Raw genomic sequence first — 18,544 nt, 5'->3', positions numbered from 1 at the left:
TCGGACATGGCCGCGACGGCGCGCGTCACGACGTTGCCGCCCTTCTCGGCCTCCTTCTGCGCCAGGAAGGCCGCGGCGCGGGCGTCGTCGGCGCTCTGGGCCGTCTGGCCGACGCCGCGCGTCACCTCCGACAGGGCAGCGACGGTCTCCTCCAGGCTGGCCGCCTGCTGCTCGGTGCGCTGGGAGAGGTCGCCCGCGGCGACCGTGATCTCGTTGAGGCCGACGCGCATCGTGCCGACGGCCGCGACGACCGAGCCGATCGTGGCCTCAAGCTGAGAGACCGAACCGTTGAACTTCGCGCGGATGGGTTCGAACTCGGGAGCCACGGCCTTTTCCATGCGGACGGTGAGGTCCCCGGAAGAAAGGGCGTCGAAGCCTGCTTCCACGAGATGGACGAAGGCCTTGAGGTCCTCGGCCTTGGCGCTGTCGATGGCGGACTGGTGGTCGCGCTGCTCCGCCTGCGCCCGTTCGGTCGCGGCGGCTTCCTTTTCGAGGCGCCTGTTCTGGACCGCCGCGTCCTTGAAGACCTGCACGGCTTTCGCCATCGCGCCGACCTCGTCGCCGCGGGTCTGGCCGGAGATCTCGGTCTCGAGCTCGCCGTTCGCGAGCTCCGCCATCTTCTCGCGAAGGACGTTCAGCGGTCCCGTAATGCCCTTGGAGGAGATCCAGAGGGCCGCGACGAGACCGAGAAGCGCACTCGCTGCCGTGCCGCCGATGAGGAGGTAGGAGTTCGCGTAGGATGCGTCCGTCAGCTCGGCCGCCATCGCGTCGACGCGTTTGATCGTCTCGTCGTTCAGCGCGGTGATCTTGGTGGACAGGTCGACGATCTTGACGTCGACCGTTTCCATCAAAGCGATGGCCGCCTCGTTTTGATTGGCCACACCCAAGGCGGCAGCCTTGGTCGCTTCCTCCGCGATGCTATTGAAGACGGCGCGAAGCTCGTCCACCTGAACTTGCTTGTCCGCCAAGCGAGCATAAACGGCGTCGATGTAGGTCTTGCCCTTATCGATGGCATCCGCCGCGGTCTTTGCGGCCGCCGCAGACTTAGCTGGCTCGTTGGTGGTGATCGCTCGGTAGACGCTGTAGCCAATCGTGTTCGTCATGCGGTTCAGGCGCGCGAGATAAAGCGTCGACTTGTCGAGTTTCTCGATCATCTCGGAGTAGCGGTCATCGGCGCTGCGGATGACGCTTGCCGCGTAGAGGGAGGCCAAGAAGCCAATCAGGCTGATGACGATGGCGATCGAGGCGATCTTCGTCGTAATCCGGAATTGGCTCAGCATTGAGATGATCCTTCGAGCGCATTGATGCAATCAGTAGGCGTCAAAATGATTTCTCATCTTATAATGAAATCTCCATCACTTCCGAATTGAACGGCACGTGGAAAAATTTCTCCTTGGAATGGTCTTTTTGATTCTGTGGAGGATGTCGGAAACTCTGGGGAAGAAGCGCCGGCCTGAAGAGATCGTCGCAAAGCCGAGGCAGGTCGACCTGCTGTCGTCGCAGGGTCGCCCGACGGCAAAAGCCTTCCGCATGATCGCGAACCCGGACGTGTCGAAACGGCGGTCGGATCTGCGCCCGCAGGCTGCCGATGGCTCTGGGTTCGTCGGAGAAGCCGCCGTGCTCAGCTGCCGGACGCTCCCGGCGCCGTCGCCGCTTCGGCCAATGTCCATCGGATCGCATGCGCTGCCGGTGTGCCGGGTATGGCGAGGTCGCGCACGGCGGTCATGTGGTCGGTCGCGGGAAGCCGTTCCAGTCTCGCAGCGACCGACTGCAGCGTCAGATGGTCCGTCATGCGGCGGGCCTGTTCGTGGAACGGTGATGTCTCCCACTCGCCGACGGCGACGCAGATCTTCGCGGTCGTCCGGAAGCCGGCTCCCAATGGCGACCATCGCTGCACTTCGCCGTCCGTGAGGCCGATGAGGTCCTGCAGGAACGAGCTTTGCAGCGGTGCCAGGTCGTAGAGCCCGCTGAGGAGCAGCGCGGACCGGATCGGCGGAACGTCCGCGTCGGAACAAAGGAGCCAGCAGCAGAGATGGGCTCCGGCCGAATGGCCGCTGACGGACAGAGCCGCCGGATCGCCCCCGTAGCGTTCGATATGGTCGGCCACCCAGCGAAGGGCGCGCCGCACCTGGTCCACGATGTGCGCCATCCGAACGCCCGGCATCAAGGCGTGGTCGATGACGACGGCGATGGCCCCGTCCGGCAGGACGGCTTCCGCGATGAAGGAGAAGTCCTCCTTGGCGAACATCCGCCAGTAGCCGCCGTGCACGAAGACGTGGACGGGGGCCGGGCAGGGGCCGGCTTCCGGCAGAAACACATCGAGCGTTTCTCCCGCGCCGGGGCCGTAGGGCACGCCGAGGACCGACCGACGACGCAGGCGTGTCGCCGCGCTGGTCTCGGCATAGCCCGAGACGAGCTTGTCGAAGTCGGCGACGTGATCCCGGGTGCGGAAGAGATCCGTGGCCGGCGCCATCAGAAGGAAGCCGCGATGTATTTGGGTTCCAGATAGTCGAGCACGCCGTGATGGCCGCCTTCCCGGCCGAGACCGCTCTGCTTCACGCCGCCGAAGGGGGCCGCCGGGTCGGAAACCAGACCCCGATTGATCGCGATCATCCCCGCCTCCATCCGGCCGGCAACCCTCAGGGCTCGCTTCATATCGCCCGTGAAGATGTAGCTGGCCAGGCCGTATTCCGTGTCGTTGGCAGCCTCGATCACCTCGTCCTCCGTCTCGAAGCGCGCCAGGGCGGCGACGGGTCCGAAAATCTCCTCGTGCATGAGAAGGGCGTCGGGCGAAACATTGCCGAGAACCGTCGGGGGATAGAAGTAGCCCGTTCCCGCCGGCGCGGTTCCCCCTTGCAGAAGATCCGCGCCGCGCGACGTCGCGTCCATCACCAGTCGGTGGATCTTCTCGACGGCCTTCCTCGTGATCATCGGACCGCATTGCGTCGCCGCGTCGGTGCCGGGGCCGATCCGCAAGGCGGCCATGCGGGCGACGAGGCCGGAGGCGAAGCGCTCGTAGATCCCGCTCTGCACGTAGAAACGATTGGCCGCCGTGCAGGCTTCGCCGGCATTGCGCATCTTGGCGATCATCGCGCCGTCGAGCGCAGCCTCGAGGTCCGCGTCGTCGAACACGACAAACGGTGCATTGCCGCCGAGCTCCATCGCACAGCTGACGACGGTCCTGGCCGCCTCGGCCAGAAGCACCCGGCCGATGCCGGTCGATCCGGTGAAGGAGAGCTTGCGAACGCGGGGATCGTCCAGCATCGCGGAGACGACGGGGCCCGGCTGGGAGGTCGTCACGACGTTGACCACGCCGTCGGGCACGCCGGCTTCCCGGTAGAGTTCGGCGAGCGCATAGGCTGTCAGGGGCGTCTCGCTCGCCGGCTTCAGCACCACGGTGCAGCCCGCGGCCAAGGCCGGCGCGATCTTGCGCGTGGCCATGGCGGCTGGAAAATTCCAAGGGGTGACGAGGACCGCGATGCCCATCGGTGCATAGTCGACGAGGATGCGGTTGGAGCCCGAAGGCGCCGTGCCGAGATCGCCCGTGATGCGAACGGCTTCCTCCGCATTCCAGCGGAAGAACTCGGCGGCATAGGCGACCTCGCCCTTGGCGTCCGCGAGCGCCTTCCCGTTTTCCAGCGAGATCAGGGTGGCGAGCAGGTGCGAGCGTTCGATCATGAGTTCGAAGCAGCGGCGCAGGATCTCGGATCGTTCGCGCGGCGACTTTGCGCGCCAGGCCGGTGCCGCCCGATGAGCCGCGTCGACGGCCGCCATGGCGTCCTCGATCCCGGCGTCGGCGACATCGGCGATGACCCGCTCGGTCGATGGGTCGACCACCGCAATGGTGCCGGCGGTCGGCCGCCACGCGCCGCCGATGAAGAGCCCCCTGGCGAACGGCGTGCAGTCGACGGCGCCGGGCATCGCATCGACGGGCGTAGGAGAAATGACGTTCATGGGTCCGGTCCTCGTGTTGTGGCTAGCCGACGGCCCGGCGATCGCCGTCATAGGCGGCTCTGACGAGCTGCTTCATGGCGCCGAGATCGATGGAGCGTGGGTTGTTCTTGATGAGGCGCTCGATGCCGAGCGCCTGTTCGGCAGTCCAGTCGCACCGATCCTCGGCAAGGCCGAGTTCGCGCAAGGATCCGGGAATTCCGATGGCGGCGAAGATCGTGTCGATCCTCTCGATGACGCGCTGGGCGAGCTTCTCCGGCCCTTGGCCGTCGCCCGACAGGCCCATGGCGGCGGCGATCCGAACGAGTTCCGGCAGGCTGGCGGAGCGGTTGAAAGTCATCACGAACGGCAGGAGCGTCGCGACGCCGAGACCGTGCGCCGTGTGCGTGACCGCCCCGACCGGATACTGAAGGGCGTGCGCCGCGGCCGTGCCGGCCGTGCCGAACGCGCAACCGGCGGCCAGCGCACCCATCATGACGTCCGCTCTGGCCGCTTCGTCGCTCCCGTCCTTGCAGGCGCGCTCGAGACTTCTGGAAAGGAGTTCGATGGCAAGGAACGCGAAATGGTCGGTCAGGGCGCTCTTTCCGACGAAGACGTGATCCTGAGCCAGTTGCGCGGACGGCTCCCTCGTCCGGGCCATGAACGCTTCGATCGCGTGCGTCAGAGCGTCCGCGCCCGCGATCGCGGTCAGCGAAGCGGGGCAGGACATGGTCAGGTCCGGGTCGCAGATCGCCGAGCGGGGAATGAGATGCGGACTGGAAATGCCGACCTTCAGCAGGCGGTCGGGGTCGGACAGCACCGCGACGGGCGTGACTTCCGATCCGGTCCCGGCCGTGGTCGGAACCGCGATGACGGGTAGGACGGGACCGGGAACCTTGCCCTCTCCGTAGTAGTCGCTCGGCGAGCCGCCGTGCGCCAGCAACAGCGCCGCGCATTTCGCCATATCGAGGCAGCTGCCGCCGCCGATGCCGGCGACGATGTCGGGCGCGAAGGAGCGGGCCTTCTCCGCACAGGCCCGCGCCGAGTCGCGTGGAACGTCGGGCTGGACCTCGTCGTCGATGCGGACGGCCAATCCATGCGCCTCGAGATCGGCGATCATCGCCCGAAACACGGGATCGGCGCTCATCCGCGAATCCGTGCAGACCAGAACCCGCGTGCCCAGGCGCGCGGCAATCCGCCCGAGGGCCGCGCGTTGTCCCTTCCCGAAGAGAATTTCGCCGGGGAGTCGAAGGGCTGCGAAGAGCGTCATCTCGGTGGCTTTCTGGCTGTTCCGGGCGGGACACCCGGTGCAACTGCAAAAATCATATCCTATACGATATCGTATTGAATGCGTGCGACCATCGTGTTAAGTCGTGCTTATTGTCAAGAGGTGAGAATGCGTAACGCTTCGTACTCAGATGCTTCCAAGCCAGCGGCGCCGATCCAGCGGTCGGCCAGCCTCGCCAACGAGGTCTACGAGACGATCTATGCCCAGCTCATGGCCTTGAAGATCGCGCCGGGCACGCGGATCACCGTCGACAGCTTGGTGCGTGAACTCAATGTGTCGCAGACGCCGATCCGCGAGGCGCTCGGGCGGCTCGAGGGCGAGGGGCTTGTCATCAAGACCCATCTCGTCGGCTACAGCGCGGCGCCCCAGGTGACCCAGAAACAGTTCGAGGAGCTCTACGAACTCCGGCTTCTTCTCGAGCCGCATGCCGCGGCGGATGCGGCGGGTCGGATGACGGACGCTTCGCTCGTGGCTTTGACGGATGCCGCGGGCGTGATGGAGCGGCGGGGCGGCGGGCCGGACGAGCGCGTCCGCTATTCGCTCTTCGCGCGCCACGACGCGGTGTTTCACGACATGGTCGTCGGCATCGCCGGCAACGAGCTGATCCGAACCACCCTCGGACACCTCCACACCCACTTCCATATCTTCCGCCTCATGTACCACGCGCGCGTCACCGAGGAGGCGCTCGAAGAGCACGAGCGCATTCTCGATGCCTTGAAGGCCAGGGATGCGAAAGCGGCCGAGACGGCGATGCGCGAGCACATCATGCGATCGCGGGATCGCCTCCGGCCGGCCTTCGAGGATGCGCCGTGACGGCGGGCCTCGTCTTCGTCGCCTCCGACGCCGTCGGCGCGGCCTTCGCGATCGCGGGTGGCCGCGAGGCGTCTGAAAGGACGCGGCGGCTTTCGAACTGAATCCCAAGGTCCCGCAGAGGACCTGGGGTCAACGCTTCATACAGGGAGGAAACGACAATGACATTGAAACAGATAACGGCCGTCGCGGCCGGCGTGCTGCTCCTGGCGGGCGCCGCCGTGGCGCAAGAGAAAAAGACGATCGCCGTGTCCATTCCAGCGGCCGATCACGGCTGGACGGCCGGCGTCGTCTATCATGCGGAGGCTGCGGCCAAGGAGATCGAGGCCGCCTATCCCGGCATCGACGTCGTGGTGAAGACGTCCCCCTCGGCCGCCGCCCAGGTCGGCGCCATCGAGGATCTGGCGGCCGGCGGCCAACTGGACGCCCTCGTGATCCTGCCGCACAGTTCGGAAGAACTGACGGGTCCGGTGCAGACGTTGAAGAAGGACGGCCTCTTCGTCACGGTCGTCGACCGCGGCCTCACCGATCCCACCATTCAGGACCTCTACGTCGCCGGCGACAACATCGCGGTCGGCGGCACGACGGCGAAGTTCCTCGTCGACAAGCTCGGCGGCAAGGGCGACGTGGTCGTTCTGCGCGGCATCCCGACGGTCATCGACGACGAGCGCATCAAAGGCTTCGAAGACGTACTGAAAGGTTCGGAGATCAAGATCCTCGACATCCAGTACGCCAACTGGAACAGCGACGATGCGTTCAAGCTGATGCAGGATTACCTCGCCAAATATCCCAAGATCGACGCCGTCTGGGCCAATGACGACGACATGCTGATGGGTGTTCTCCAGGCCATCCAGCAGTCGAGCCGCACCGACATCAAATACGCTCTCGGCGGCAACGGGATGAAGGAGATCATCGAGAAGGTCATGGCCGGCGATGCGATGACGCCGATCGAGACGCCGTATCCGCCATCGATGATCAAGACCGCGATCTACCTGACCGCCGCCAACCTCACCGGTCAGGTGCCCGTGCGTGGCAGCGTCAAGCTCGACGCGCCTCTCATCACAAAAGAGAACGCCAAGGAATACTACTTCCCGGATTCCCCGTTCTGACATCCGTCGGATCCAGCGGCGTGCGGGACGGTATGCCCGCACGCACGCATCATCAGAGGCCAAGCGAGGACCCAAAATGCCAGCCAAGAAAATCCTGATGCTCGTCGGCGAGTTCAGCGAGGAATACGAGATCTTCGTTTTCGAGCAAGCGATGCACGCCGTCGGTCACACCGTGCATGTGGTATGCCCGGATAAGAACGCGGGCGATATCCTGAAGACGTCGCTCCACGACTTCGAGCGGCTTCAAACCTATACCGAGAAGCCGGGGCACGACTATGTGCTCAACAAGACCTTCTCCGAGGTGCGGCCTGAAGACTACGACGCGGTCTATGCCGCCGGTGGCCGCGGACCGGAATACATCCGCATCGACAAGCGCGTGCAGGCGATCGTCCGGCATTTCCACGAAGCGGGCAAGCCGATCTTCACCATCTGCCATGGCGTGCAGATCCTGATCGCCGTCGACGGCGTGGTGCGCGGCAAGAAGGTTTCCGCCTTGAAGTATTGCGAGCCGGAGGTGACCCTGGCGGGCGGCGAATACGTCGATCTCGGACCGACGGAGGCGATCGTCGACGGCACCATGGTGTCGGCGAGCGGATGGACGGCGCTGGCCGCCTTCATGCGCGAGTGCCTGAAGGTCCTGGGGACCGAGATCCGACACAACTGACGGTCCCGGAGGGAGGGCCTCGGTGGGCGCTTCGCTGGCGGCGCCCGCCGCGCGTTCCCTCCGGCTCGATCGAAGGCGGGAGGGGATGCGGCGCGCCCCCTCGGCAGCGCGCGGATCGGCGGGCGCCGGAGCCTGCCGTGGCCGCGCGTGCCTGGCCGCGCAAATCGTCCCGAACGGAACGAGACCTTGTGGATCAGGGTCGATCGACGTCCGTCGGGCCCTTGATATTCGAACGGTTTCGGGGCGTTGTTCGCTTCGGTCAGATCGTAAGTTATCCTTCGAAAATATGTGGGGAAGGGTCGATGGTCGTGAATTGGAGCAAAGCGCTCGACGGGAGATCCCTTGCAGCCTCGACGGCAGCTTCGGGTGCCGGGATCGCCGCCGAATGAGCGGCGGGCGCGTCGACCTGTCTCCCGTGATCTCGGTCGAAGGTCTGTCGAAGGCGTTCGGCCCTGTCGAAGTTCTCAAGAACATCGGCTTCGACCTCAGGGCGGGCGAGGTGCACGCCGTCATCGGGGAAAACGGCGCCGGCAAATCCACACTCATGAAGATCCTGGCCGGCCACCTGCAGCCGAGCGGCGGCACGCTTTCGATCCGCGGAGAGCCGGTGCGGCTGTCGGGGCCGACCGATGCCGAGCGCCGCGGGATCGTGCTGGTGCATCAGGAGATCCTGCTCGCGCCGGACCTGACGGTCGCACAGAACATCCATCTGGGACGAGAGCTGCGCCGTGGCCTGACGCTCGACGACAAGGCGATGAACCGCAGCGCTCGGGAAGCTCTCGAAGGGCTCGGCGCATCGATCGACCCGCACGCCGTCGTCGGCTCCCTGTCGATCGCGCAGCGCCAGCTGGTGCAGATCGCCCGCGCCCTGCTCGTGCCGCACGAGGTCGTCATCTTCGACGAGCCGACGGCCTCGCTGACACCGCATGAAACCGAAGCGCTGCTGAGGGTCATCAACGGCATTCGCCGGCGCGGCGTCGGCATTCTCTACATCTCGCACCGTCTTCCCGAGGTGAAGACGCTGGCGGATCGGGTGACGGTCCTGCGCGACGGCCGCCTCGTCGGCACGCACGACGCCGCCGGGCTCGGACCGGCCGACATGGCCCATCTGATGGTCGGCCGCGATGTTTCGAAACTCTATCCCGAGCGCGTGGCGCAAGGAGCCGAGGCTGCCGTGCTCGAGGTCGAGGACATCCGCGTCCCCGGCTACGTTCGGTCGGCGTCCTTCGCGCTGGGCAAGGGCGAGATCCTCGGCTTCGCCGGTCTCGTGGGCGCCGGACGCACGGAGCTGATGGAAGGCATTCTCGGGCTGAGGCCGGTCACGGGGACGATCAGCATGAAGGGCCGAGCCGTCCGGTTTCCCGACGCCAAGGCCAGCATGGATGCGGGCATCGTCTACATCAGCGAGGACCGGAAGGGCAAAGGCCTCCTTCTGCAGCAGAACCTGCGCACCAACCTGACCCTGGCGGCCCTGAACCGCTTCACGCGCGGGCTACTTCTCAGTCCCGCGCGGGAGGATGCGGCCCTCGACGGCGCCGTGCGCGACTTCGACATCCGCACGCGCAGCCGCGACCTTCTCGCAGGACAGCTCTCCGGCGGCAATCAGCAGAAGCTCCTGCTGGCGAAGATGATGCTGCTCGAGCCGCAGATCGTGGTGATCGACGAGCCGACACGCGGCATCGATATCGGCACCAAGGAGCAGATCTATCGGTTCATCGCGGGACTCGCCGAAAGCGGGAAGTCGGTGATCGTCATCTCCTCGGAGATGCCGGAACTGATCGGGATCTGCGATCGCATCCTCGTCATGCGCGAGGGGATGATCGCGGGGGAGGTATCGGGGGAGGCCATGAACGAACGCGAGATCGTCATGCTGGCGACCGGCGCCAGCGAGAAGGAGGCCGCACTGGCGGTCGAGGGAACAAGCGCATGAGCGACGCCGTCAGCCCCGTCACCGCGCCGGCGCCACGCCGGTCCATCGATCTGCGCGCCGTCGCGCCCTTCGCGGCGCTTGCCGCGCTCCTCGTTCTCGGCGCGCTCGTCAATCCGAGCTTCCTCGGCATCGACAATCTGACCAACGTCGTCACCCGTTCCGCCTTCATCGCCGTCATCGCCGTCGGCGCGACCTTCGTCATCTCGGCAGGCGGGCTCGATCTGTCCGTCGGCTCGATGGCGGCCTTCGTCGCCGGAACGATGATCCTCCTCCTCAATGCCGCCCCGATCGAGGGCGCCGTGCCGATGATCGTCCTCGCCATGGCCGCTGCGCTCTGCGTCGGCGCCCTTTGCGGACTGGCCAACGGGCTCATCACGACGCTCGGCCGCATCGAGCCGTTCATCGTGACGCTCGGCACCATGGGCATCTTTCGAGCGCTGACCATCTGGCTCGCCGAAGGCGGCTCGATCGCCATGAAGTCGCAGGAACTGCGCGCCACCTACCGGCCCGTCTATTTCGGCGACGTCCTCGGCGTACCGGTGCCCGTGATCGCCTTTCTCGTGGTGGCGGCGATCGGCGCCTTCGTCCTGTACCGGACACGCTTCGGGCGCCACGTCATGGCCGTCGGCTCCAACGAGGACGTGGCGCGCTATTCCGGCATCAAGGTCAACCGCGTCCGCACGCTCACCTACATCATCCAAGGCCTGTGCGTCGCCATCGCCGTTCTCGTCTACGTCCCGCGTCTCGGCGCCGCCACGGCGACCACGGGCCTCCTCTGGGAGCTTCAGGCGATCACGGCCGTCGTGATCGGCGGCACGGCCCTGCGGGGCGGCGTCGGCCGGGTCTGGGGCACGATCTGCGGAGCCCTGATCCTGGAGATCGTGGGCAACATCATGGTCCTGTCGGACCTCGTCAGCGAATACCTCATCGGCGCGGTCCAGGGCGTGATCATCATTCTCGCGATGCTGATCCAGAGGTCTCTGTCGCGCCGCTGACAGGATGCTCGAGCGGCGGCGGGGCCGGCCGCTCGTGAAAGGAAGACGGCCCTTCGACAGTTTGGGAGTGGACACATGAAGAGAACGATCGCGAGCCTCGCGGCGCTGGCGGCTCTATCCATCGCGACGACGGCCTTGGCGCAGGAGAAGAAGGTGATGGCCGTCTCCATTCCGGCCGCCGATCACGGCTGGACGGGCGGCGTCGTCTATCATGCGGAGCGGGAAGCGGAGCTTTTGAAGACGCGCTACCCGAACCTCGAGATCATCCTGAAGACGTCGCCCGACGGCGCATCCCAGGCCAACGCGCTGGAAGACCTCACCGCACAGGGTATCGACGCGCTCGTGACGCTGCCGCACAATTCGGACGAGCTCACCGATCCGATCCGCCAGGTCAAGGAAAAGGGCGTGTTCGTCACCGTCGTCGATCGCGCCCTTTCCGACACGACGATTCAGGACCTCTATGTCGCGGGCAACAACCACGCTCTCGGCAAGGTCGCCGGCGAGTACATGAAGGAGAAGATGGCATCGGGGGGCGAGGTCGTCGTCATCCGCGGCCTTCCCATCGTCATCGACGAGGAGCGGCAGAAGGGCTTCGACGAGGGCATCGCCGGCTCTTCCGTCAAGGTGCTCGACCGCCAGTTCGGCAATTGGTCCCGCGACGACGCCTTCAAGGTCATGCAGGACTACCTCGCCAAGTATCCCAAGATCGATGCGGTCTGGGCGCAGGACGACGACATGGTCGTCGGCGTTCTCGAGGCCATCAGCCAGGCAAACCGCACCGACATCCAGTTCGTCGTCGGCGGCGCCGGCATGAAGGATATGATCAAGAAGGTTCAGGACGGCGACAAGATGGTGCCCGTCGACGTGCTGTATCCGCCGGCGATGATCGCCACCGCCATGGATCTGACGGCGGCCGGCCTCTTCGACCAGAACCCGGTCCGCGGCAGCTACATTCTCGATGCGACCCTCGTGACACAGGAGAACGCCAAGGAGTTCTACTATCCCGACTCGCCCTTCTAACGGACGGCGGGAGCAAGGCGGGGGACCTTGGTCCCCCCGTCGACAACCGTCCCGCCCGGACCGTTTCGGCCGGGCGGGATCGCAGGCGCGGATGCGCCGGACGGCCGCCCGGTCGACCGCTCAGCGTCTGCCGAACAAGGCTGCGCCTTTTTGCCGAACAAGGTCGCGCCGCGACGCGACGGATGGTCCCCGTCTGCCGTCCTGATCTTGCCCGTCCATTGGTAAGGGGGCAGGCCGTCGAGGGCCTCGAGCCGGCGGCCATCGCTTCTGGCCGGGGCGCCACGGTCTCAGGATCGTCATCGAACCAGGCGGTCAAGCAGCCTCCTTGGCCGAGAGCTCGGCGATCATGGCATGGATCTGCGCGACGACCGCGGCGCCTTCGCCGACGGCGGCCGCGACGCGTTTCGTCGAGCCCGCGCGCACGTCGCCGATCGCAAAGACCCCCGGCACGCTCGTTGCGAGCGGCTGCGTGCCGTGCCCCGTGACGATGAAGCCCTTGGCATCGGTCTCGACGCAGCCCTTGGCCCAATCGGCGTTCGGGTCGGCGCCGATGAAGAGGAAGAGATGGCGCAGAGCCAGACGAAGCGGATCCGCTCCGGATCTTCGCGTGAACGTCACCGCCTCGAGTCCGGACCTTGCGTCGCCTTGAAGGTCCGCGATCTCCCAGCCGACATGGATCTCGACATTGGGCAGCGCCTCGATGCGCTCGATGAGTAGCGCGACATGGTTTGGGCGAGGTCGCGCCGGACGACGAGATGCAGGCGCTTCACCTGGGGCGCGAGGAACACCACCGCCTGACCCGCCGAGTTTCCGCCGCCGACGAGGGCGACCTCCTCGCCCGCGCAAAGGCGCGCCTCGATGGGCGAGGCCCAATAGGAAATGCCCGCCCCCTCGAAAATCGACAGGTTCGCGATGTCCGGCTTTCGATAGCGGGCGCCGGACGCGATGACGACCGACCGAGTCCGGAGGCGCTGGTTTCCCGCCAGCTCCAGCGACAGCGTGCCGTCGGTGTAGTCGAGCCGCTCGACCTCCACCGGAACGGCGATCTCGGCGCCGAACTTGAGGGCCTGGTTGAAGGCGCGGCCCGCCAGGGCCTGGCCCGAAATGCCTGTCGGGAAACCGAGATAGTTCTCGATCCGCGCCGAGGCCCCCGCCTGACCGCCGGTCGAGCGCGCATCGAGGACGATGACGCGCAGTCCTTCCGAGGCCGCGTAGACGGCGGTGGCCAGGCCGGCCGGTCCCGCGCCGACCACGGCGACGTCGTAGATCGTCTCGGGATCGATCGCCGGCATCATGCCGAGGCATGAGGCGACGTCCCGTTCCGATGGCTTCTTCAGGATCGTCCCGCTCGGGCAGACGACGAGAGGCAGATCGTCCGGCAAAATCCCCGCCCGCTCGATCAGCGCGCGGCCTTCCTCGTCGTTGTCCGCGTCGAGCACGAGGTTGGGAAAGCCGCTCCGGGTGAGAAAGCCCTGGAGCTGCAAGACCTGACGGCTGCCGGGCTGGCCGATCAGGATCGTTCCCGCGCCGCCTTCGGCGATCAGCGCGACGCGCCGCAGGATCAGGGCGCGCATCACGATCTCGCCGAGATCGGCCGAGCCCACCATCAGCGCCCGCAGATGCGCGGGATCGAAGGGGAGGGCCGTGCAGCCCTTAGGCCCGGCATGGGCGGCGACGAGCGAGGGCCGCCCCGCGAGCTGGGCGACCTCGCCGGTGAACTGGCCGACGCCCTGTCGCGTCACCGAGGCCTCGCGGCTGAGCCCGTCGCGCCGCACGATCTCGATCGTGCCGTGAAGGACGAGCCAGGCCGGCGCGTTCTCGGCCGCGATCTCGTAGATGGCCGCACCCGGCTCGAACTGCGCTTCCGGACCGCTGGCGAAGCGACGCGCCGCCGCGATCTGGGATGCATCGAGCACCGGAAACATCTGGTGCTCGCGATGGACCGTGTTGCTCATGGTCTCGGCCTTTCCGGGAGGCGGGGCGGCGGCGGACCGTTCCGCCATCGCAGGTTTGCGCTCAGCCTGCAATGAAAGCGAGAAGATCTCGGCGGCCGATCGCTTTCGGTCGAGGACGGCGCGAGCATAGGCGGGGACGTTTCGACCTGTGCCCCCCTTCGCTCTTCGACCTATCGTTCCCGCGAGCTTAAGCCCATAAGGCCTCATTGAAGGCAATCGACGACGTGCCCTTGCCTCGTCGTGGCCATCCCTCACAGGGCAGGACGTTCCCCATGGCGATGAACATCATCGGCGCGGCCCGGGGTCGAGCGCGTGGAATGCGCAACCGACTGCCGGGCTTCAGCCTCAGCGCGGGTGCTTTGGCGGTGCTCGTTCCCGTCTTTGCCTGGAGCCTGTGGGCGAGCCATTCTCGGTCGATCTCCTCCGATACCCAGTCGACCCTGAACACGGCGCTCGCGGAGGTGCTGTCGACCGTGACCACGGCGCAGAGCAGCATGCGCGGCTACGTGCTGACGGGAGCGGACACGTTCCTCGATCCCTATCGAACGGCGGCGGCGAGTTTCGCTGCGGATCTCGACGCCTTCGCGCAGGTATCGGGAACGGCGCGCGTCGACGGAGAGCAGGCCGAGATCATCAACGATCTGGCCAGTCAGGAAATGGCCTTCATCGACGAGGTCGTCGCGCTGCGCTCCTCTGCCGGCTTGGAACCGGCGGCCGCGCTTGTGGCCAGCGGGGACGGGAAACGGATGATGGACGAGCTGCGAGACGAGGCCACGTCCCTGCGACGGGCCTCCACCGCGGTGATCTCCTCGAACGCACGGGCGGAGAAAGTCCTATCCTGGCTTCAGCTTGCGATCCTTGTCCCCGCCGCGGCCGCCGCCTCGTATCTCGCTTACCTCGCCTTTCGTCGCCAGAAGCAGATCCGCGCCGGAGCCGATCTCCTCAGCGACCTGATGGCGGCCGCACCGGTCGGCATCGCCTTCTTCGATCGGGAGGGCCGTCTCCTGCATTCGAACGATGCCTATCTGGAGGTGACGGGAGTCGCGGCTTCGGACATGTCCCTCCAGACGCGTCAGGCGAACTGGTTCACTCCGATCCTCGATCGGGTGCTGGCACAGAGGGTGACGATCGCCGAACGGGAATTCGCCTTCGGCGACGCCGGTGAACGGCAAGGCGTCGTCTCGGCTTTTCCGACCTCCGGCACCTATTCGGCGCCCGGCGGGGCCGGTCTCTTCGTTCTTGATACGACCGAGCGGCTGCGAACCGCGGCGCAGCTCAGCGAAGCCAGCCGCCAGTTGACGGCGATCGCCGACAACATTCCGCAACTCGCCTGGATGGCGCGCCCGAGCGGCGAGATCTTCTGGCACAATCGCCGTTGGTTCGACTACACCGGCGCGACGCCGGCCGACATGAAGGTGAATGGCTGGTCGCAAGTCATCAGCCCCGAACATGCCGACCGCGTCGATCAGGGATACCGGGTCGCCGTGGCGGAAGGGGAGCCCTGGGAAGATACGTTTCCCCTCAAGGCGGCCGACGGCTCGTTCCGTTGGTTCCTGACGCAGGCCGTTCCCATCCGAGACGAGAACGGCGTCGTTCTGCGGTGGTTCGGCACCAACACGGACGTCACCACACAACGGGCTCTGGAGGAGGAATTCCTGGCGGCGAAGGAAGTCGCCGAGAATGCCAACCGCGCCAAGAGCCAGTTCATCGCCAATATGAGCCACGAGTTGCGCACGCCGCTCTCGGCCGTCATCGGCTATGCCGAGATGCTCGAGGAGGAGGTCGAGGATCTCGGGCAGACCCACCTTCTGCCGGATCTGAAGAAGATCGAGGGCAACGCCCGCCACCTCCTCAGCCTCATCAACGACGTTCTCGACCTGTCGAAGATCGAGGCGGAGCGGATGGATCTCTATGCCGAGACCTTCGACCTCGCAGCCGTGCTCGAGGACGTGGCCTCGACGGTCGGCTCCCTGATCTCGAAGAAGCGCAACCGGCTCATCGTCGAGCACGACGGAACGCTCGGCGAGATGCACAGCGATCAGGTCAAGATCCGGCAGTGCCTCCTGAACCTTCTGTCCAACGCCTCGAAGTTCACCGAGAACGGCACGATCACGCTGTCGGCGCATCGTGCGTCCCATGGAACGCAGGACTGGATCACCTTGGCGGTGACCGACAGCGGCATCGGCATGACCTCCGAACAGGTCGAACGCTTGTTCGAGCGCTTCGCGCAGGCCGATGAGACCACCACCCGGAAGTTCGGCGGAACGGGGCTCGGTCTCGCCATCACCCGCGCCTTTTGTCGTCTGCTCGGCGGCGACATCGGCGTCACCAGCGTCGAAGGGGAGGGCACGACCTTCACCATCCGCATCCCCGCGGTTGCGGAAACGGAGGAGCAGTTGATCGAGACCACCGGCACGGATCCCGTCTCGCCGGGACATGCCGGAACCGTGCTGGCGATCGACGACGATCCGCATGCCCGCGATCTCGTCACGCGCTTCCTGACCAAGGAGGGATTCGCGGTCCGCACCGCATCCGATGGCGTGGCCGGACTGGAAATGGCCCGCGCCGTCTTGCCCGACGTGATCCTACTCGACGTGACCATGCCGAAGAAGGACGGCTGGTCGGTCCTGGCGGAACTGAAGGCGGATCCCGTTCTCGCCAACGTTCCCGTCGTGATGATCTCCAGCCTCGACGAGAAGCGCCTCGGCTATGCGCTCGGCGCGACGGACTATCTCGTGAAGCCGGTCGAATGGGAGAAGCTGAAGGATGTCATGGACCGCTTCCGCGAGCCGCCGGGCGGCCTGGTCCTGGCGGTCGACGACGACGAGGATACGCTCGGCCGGTATGCCGTCATGCTGCGCAGGCTCGGCTTCGAGTTCGCATCGGCCACGAATGGTCGCCTTGGTCTTCAGCGCGTGGAGGAGCGCCGTCCGGACCTCATCCTGCTCGATCTGAACATGCCGGTGATGGATGGCTTCGACTTCCTGCAGGAATTGCGGGCACGGCCCGCTTGGGTCGAGATTCCCGTCGTCGTCCTGTCCTCGATGGATCTGACCAAGGACGAGCGCGACGCGCTCAAGGCCTCGGCCGATCTCGTTCTGTCGAAAACCGAAGTGTCTCTGCGACAGCTTTCCGGGCGTATTCGAGGCGTCTTGCCGGTCGGAGCGCCGCAGAACGAGAGCGATCGACCCGACGAGCCCGCGGCTGCCACGCGCTCGGCATCGCGCGACGCATGACTTGGATCGGCGGCGAAACCGCCGCCGTTGAAAAACGGGGCCCGGACGATGCAGCCCGATGGCACAGCGCCGCCGACGGCCGCAGCGAGAAGAGAGGCCGAGGGCTGCCATGGACATCCCTCGGCGTCGCGACATCAGCCGTGCGGCTTGAACACGACCTTCGTGCAGCCATCCTGCTTGTCCCGGAACGTCTTGTAGAGCTCCGGACCGTCTTCTAGATTGGTTGACCGGTGGCTGATGATGAAGGACGGGTCGATCTCGCCCCGCTCGATCCGCTCGAGGAGTGGCTTCATGTAGCGCAGCATGTGCGTCTGGCCGGTCTTCAGCGTCAGTCCCTTGTTCATCAGAACACCCAATGCGACAGGTCCGTTCGGCCCCGCATAAACACCCGGCATCGACACCGTTCCGCCCGGGCGGCACGCCAGCACGGCCTGGTTGAACGCGAAGGGCCGCTCCATGCTCACCGTCGCCGCCATGACCGCGGACGAGACCTTCTGCGCCATCGTATCGGCGCCGTGAGCCTCCATTCCCACCGCCTCGATGACGGCATCGGGACCTTGGCCGCCCGTCATTTCCATCAGCGTGTCCTGGACCTGCTGCTCGCCGAAATCGATGGTTTCCGCCCCCGCCTGGCGGGCGAGCGCAAGGCGCTCGGGAACCGTGTCGATCGCGATGACGCGCTCTGCGCCCAACAGGAAGCAGGACTTGATGGCGAGGATGCCGACAGGGCCGCAGCCCCAGATGGCGACGGTCTCGCCACCCTTCAGCCCGCAATTTTCGGCCGCCATGTAGGCCGTCGGGAAGATATCCGAAAGAAACAGGACCTGCTCGTCCTCCAGGCCCTCCGGCACGACGATCGGATTGACGTCGGCATAGGGAACCCGCAGGTATTCGGCCTGCCCGCCGGAAAAGCCGCCCGTGATGTGCGAGAAGCCGTAAAGCCCGGCGAGCGGATAGCCGAAGGTTTCCGCCTGCATCTTGCCGTTGGGATTGGTGCGTTCGCAGCAGCTCCAGTTGCCCCACTTGCACTGACGGCATTCGCCGCAGCAGATCGTGAACGGCACCACGATCCGGTCGCCGACCTTCAGCTTCGAAGCGGCGCCACGACCGACCTCCATCACCTCGCCCATGGTCTCGTGGCCGAGAATGTCGCCATGCTCCATGGTCGGCATGAAGCCGCCCATCAGGTGCAGGTCCGAGCCGCAGATGGCACAGGCCGTCACCTTGATGACGACATCGCGGTCATCCTCGATCTTGGGATCGGGAACGCTTTCGCAGCGGATGTCGCCTTTGCCGTGCCATGTCAGTGCCTTCATGGGGATCGTCCTTGCAGCCGTTGGATGGCTCTACAACCGATGCCGTCGCCGAAGGGTCCGACGCGTTCGCCACGGAGCCGTCAGTCGCCTACCGGTTTCGCCCCGCGGACGGGCCGACGTCATGACGTCGCCGTTGCGGCTCGCCCCGGTCTTCGCCGTCTTCGCCCGATCGATCTCCGAGCAACCGGGCGGCCTCCGGCCCCTTCGCGATGGCGCCAGGTGTGTGCGACATCGGCGGTGAGACGGCTCTCGGCGTTCGCACGGCGAATGCCGAGAGCTGCCGATACGCCT

The 18,544-nt window shown here is 66.1% G+C and carries 12 protein-coding genes and 1 pseudogene; 7 read left to right on the top strand and 6 right to left on the bottom strand.

The genetic code is table 11. From position 1 onward, the window contains the following. The 4 genes from ASG43_RS19320 to ASG43_RS19305 form a co-directional block, all read right to left on the bottom strand. Nucleotides 1-1,280 (bottom strand): methyl-accepting chemotaxis protein (locus tag ASG43_RS19320; protein ID WP_056508376.1); only part of this gene is annotated, 1,280 nt, incomplete at its 3' end. A 341-nt stretch (nt 1,281-1,621) separates the two neighbouring features. After that, nucleotides 1,622-2,473, bottom strand: a complete 852-nt coding sequence (locus ASG43_RS19315; RefSeq protein ID WP_056508374.1) for an alpha/beta hydrolase — start codon at nt 2,471-2,473, stop codon at nt 1,622-1,624. Continuing rightward, entirely contained in the window at nt 2,473-3,954 is a 1,482-nt protein-coding gene (locus ASG43_RS19310) for an NAD-dependent succinate-semialdehyde dehydrogenase (protein ID WP_056508432.1), read from the bottom strand. Before ASG43_RS19310 ends, ASG43_RS19315 begins: the two co-directional genes overlap by 1 nt. Nucleotides 3,955-3,976: 22 nt before the next feature. Continuing rightward, nucleotides 3,977-5,200 (bottom strand): iron-containing alcohol dehydrogenase, encoded by a 1,224-nt coding sequence (locus ASG43_RS19305; RefSeq protein WP_056508372.1) that lies wholly within the window; start codon nt 5,198-5,200, stop codon nt 3,977-3,979. Between the two features lie 126 nt (nt 5,201-5,326). Here ASG43_RS19305 and ASG43_RS19300 point away from each other — a divergent pair, with 126 nt between their 5' ends. From ASG43_RS19300 to ASG43_RS19275, 6 genes are all read left to right on the top strand, one after another. Continuing rightward, entirely contained in the window at nt 5,327-6,031 is a 705-nt protein-coding gene (locus tag ASG43_RS19300) for a GntR family transcriptional regulator (RefSeq protein WP_156386786.1), read from the top strand. Nucleotides 6,032-6,189: 158 nt separating this feature from the next. Continuing rightward, nucleotides 6,190-7,137: a substrate-binding domain-containing protein gene (locus tag ASG43_RS19295; protein WP_056508370.1), complete on the top strand. Its 948-nt coding sequence runs from the start codon at nt 6,190-6,192 to the stop codon at nt 7,135-7,137. Between the two features lie 76 nt (nt 7,138-7,213). Beyond that, the gene (locus tag ASG43_RS19290) at nt 7,214-7,801 is read left to right on the top strand and encodes a DJ-1/PfpI family protein (RefSeq protein ID WP_056508368.1); all 588 of its coding nucleotides are present in this window, start codon (nt 7,214-7,216) and stop codon (nt 7,799-7,801) included. Between the two features lie 385 nt (nt 7,802-8,186). After that, entirely contained in the window at nt 8,187-9,731 is a 1,545-nt protein-coding gene (locus ASG43_RS19285; protein WP_056508367.1) for a sugar ABC transporter ATP-binding protein, read from the top strand. Further along, nucleotides 9,728-10,726, top strand: coding sequence for an ABC transporter permease (locus ASG43_RS19280; protein ID WP_056508365.1), 999 nt, complete (start codon nt 9,728-9,730; stop codon nt 10,724-10,726). Before ASG43_RS19285 ends, ASG43_RS19280 begins: the two co-directional genes overlap by 4 nt. 75 nt (nt 10,727-10,801) lie before the next feature. Beyond that, a complete protein-coding gene (locus tag ASG43_RS19275; protein ID WP_056508364.1) occupies nt 10,802-11,746 on the top strand; it encodes a substrate-binding domain-containing protein in 945 nt (314 codons plus the stop codon). Between the two features lie 312 nt (nt 11,747-12,058). Here the strand turns inward: ASG43_RS19275 and ASG43_RS19270 are convergent. Next, nucleotides 12,059-13,701 (bottom strand): annotated as a pseudogene (locus tag ASG43_RS19270) (FAD-dependent oxidoreductase). Between the two features lie 272 nt (nt 13,702-13,973). Between ASG43_RS19270 and ASG43_RS19265 the strand changes: the two are divergent. Next, entirely contained in the window at nt 13,974-16,937 is a 2,964-nt protein-coding gene (locus ASG43_RS19265) for a response regulator (protein ID WP_056508362.1), read from the top strand. Nucleotides 16,938-17,071: 134 nt separating this feature from the next. Here the strand turns inward: ASG43_RS19265 and ASG43_RS19260 are convergent, their stop codons facing one another. Continuing rightward, nucleotides 17,072-18,253: a zinc-dependent alcohol dehydrogenase gene (locus ASG43_RS19260; protein WP_056508360.1), complete on the bottom strand. Its 1,182-nt coding sequence runs from the start codon at nt 18,251-18,253 to the stop codon at nt 17,072-17,074. Nucleotides 18,254-18,544: the final 291 nt, after the last annotated feature.

Origin of the sequence: Aureimonas sp. Leaf454 (assembly GCF_001424685.1) — a bacterium.
Taxonomy (GTDB): domain Bacteria; phylum Pseudomonadota; class Alphaproteobacteria; order Rhizobiales; family Rhizobiaceae; genus Plantimonas.
This window is presented reverse-complemented; position numbering and strand designations above follow the sequence as displayed.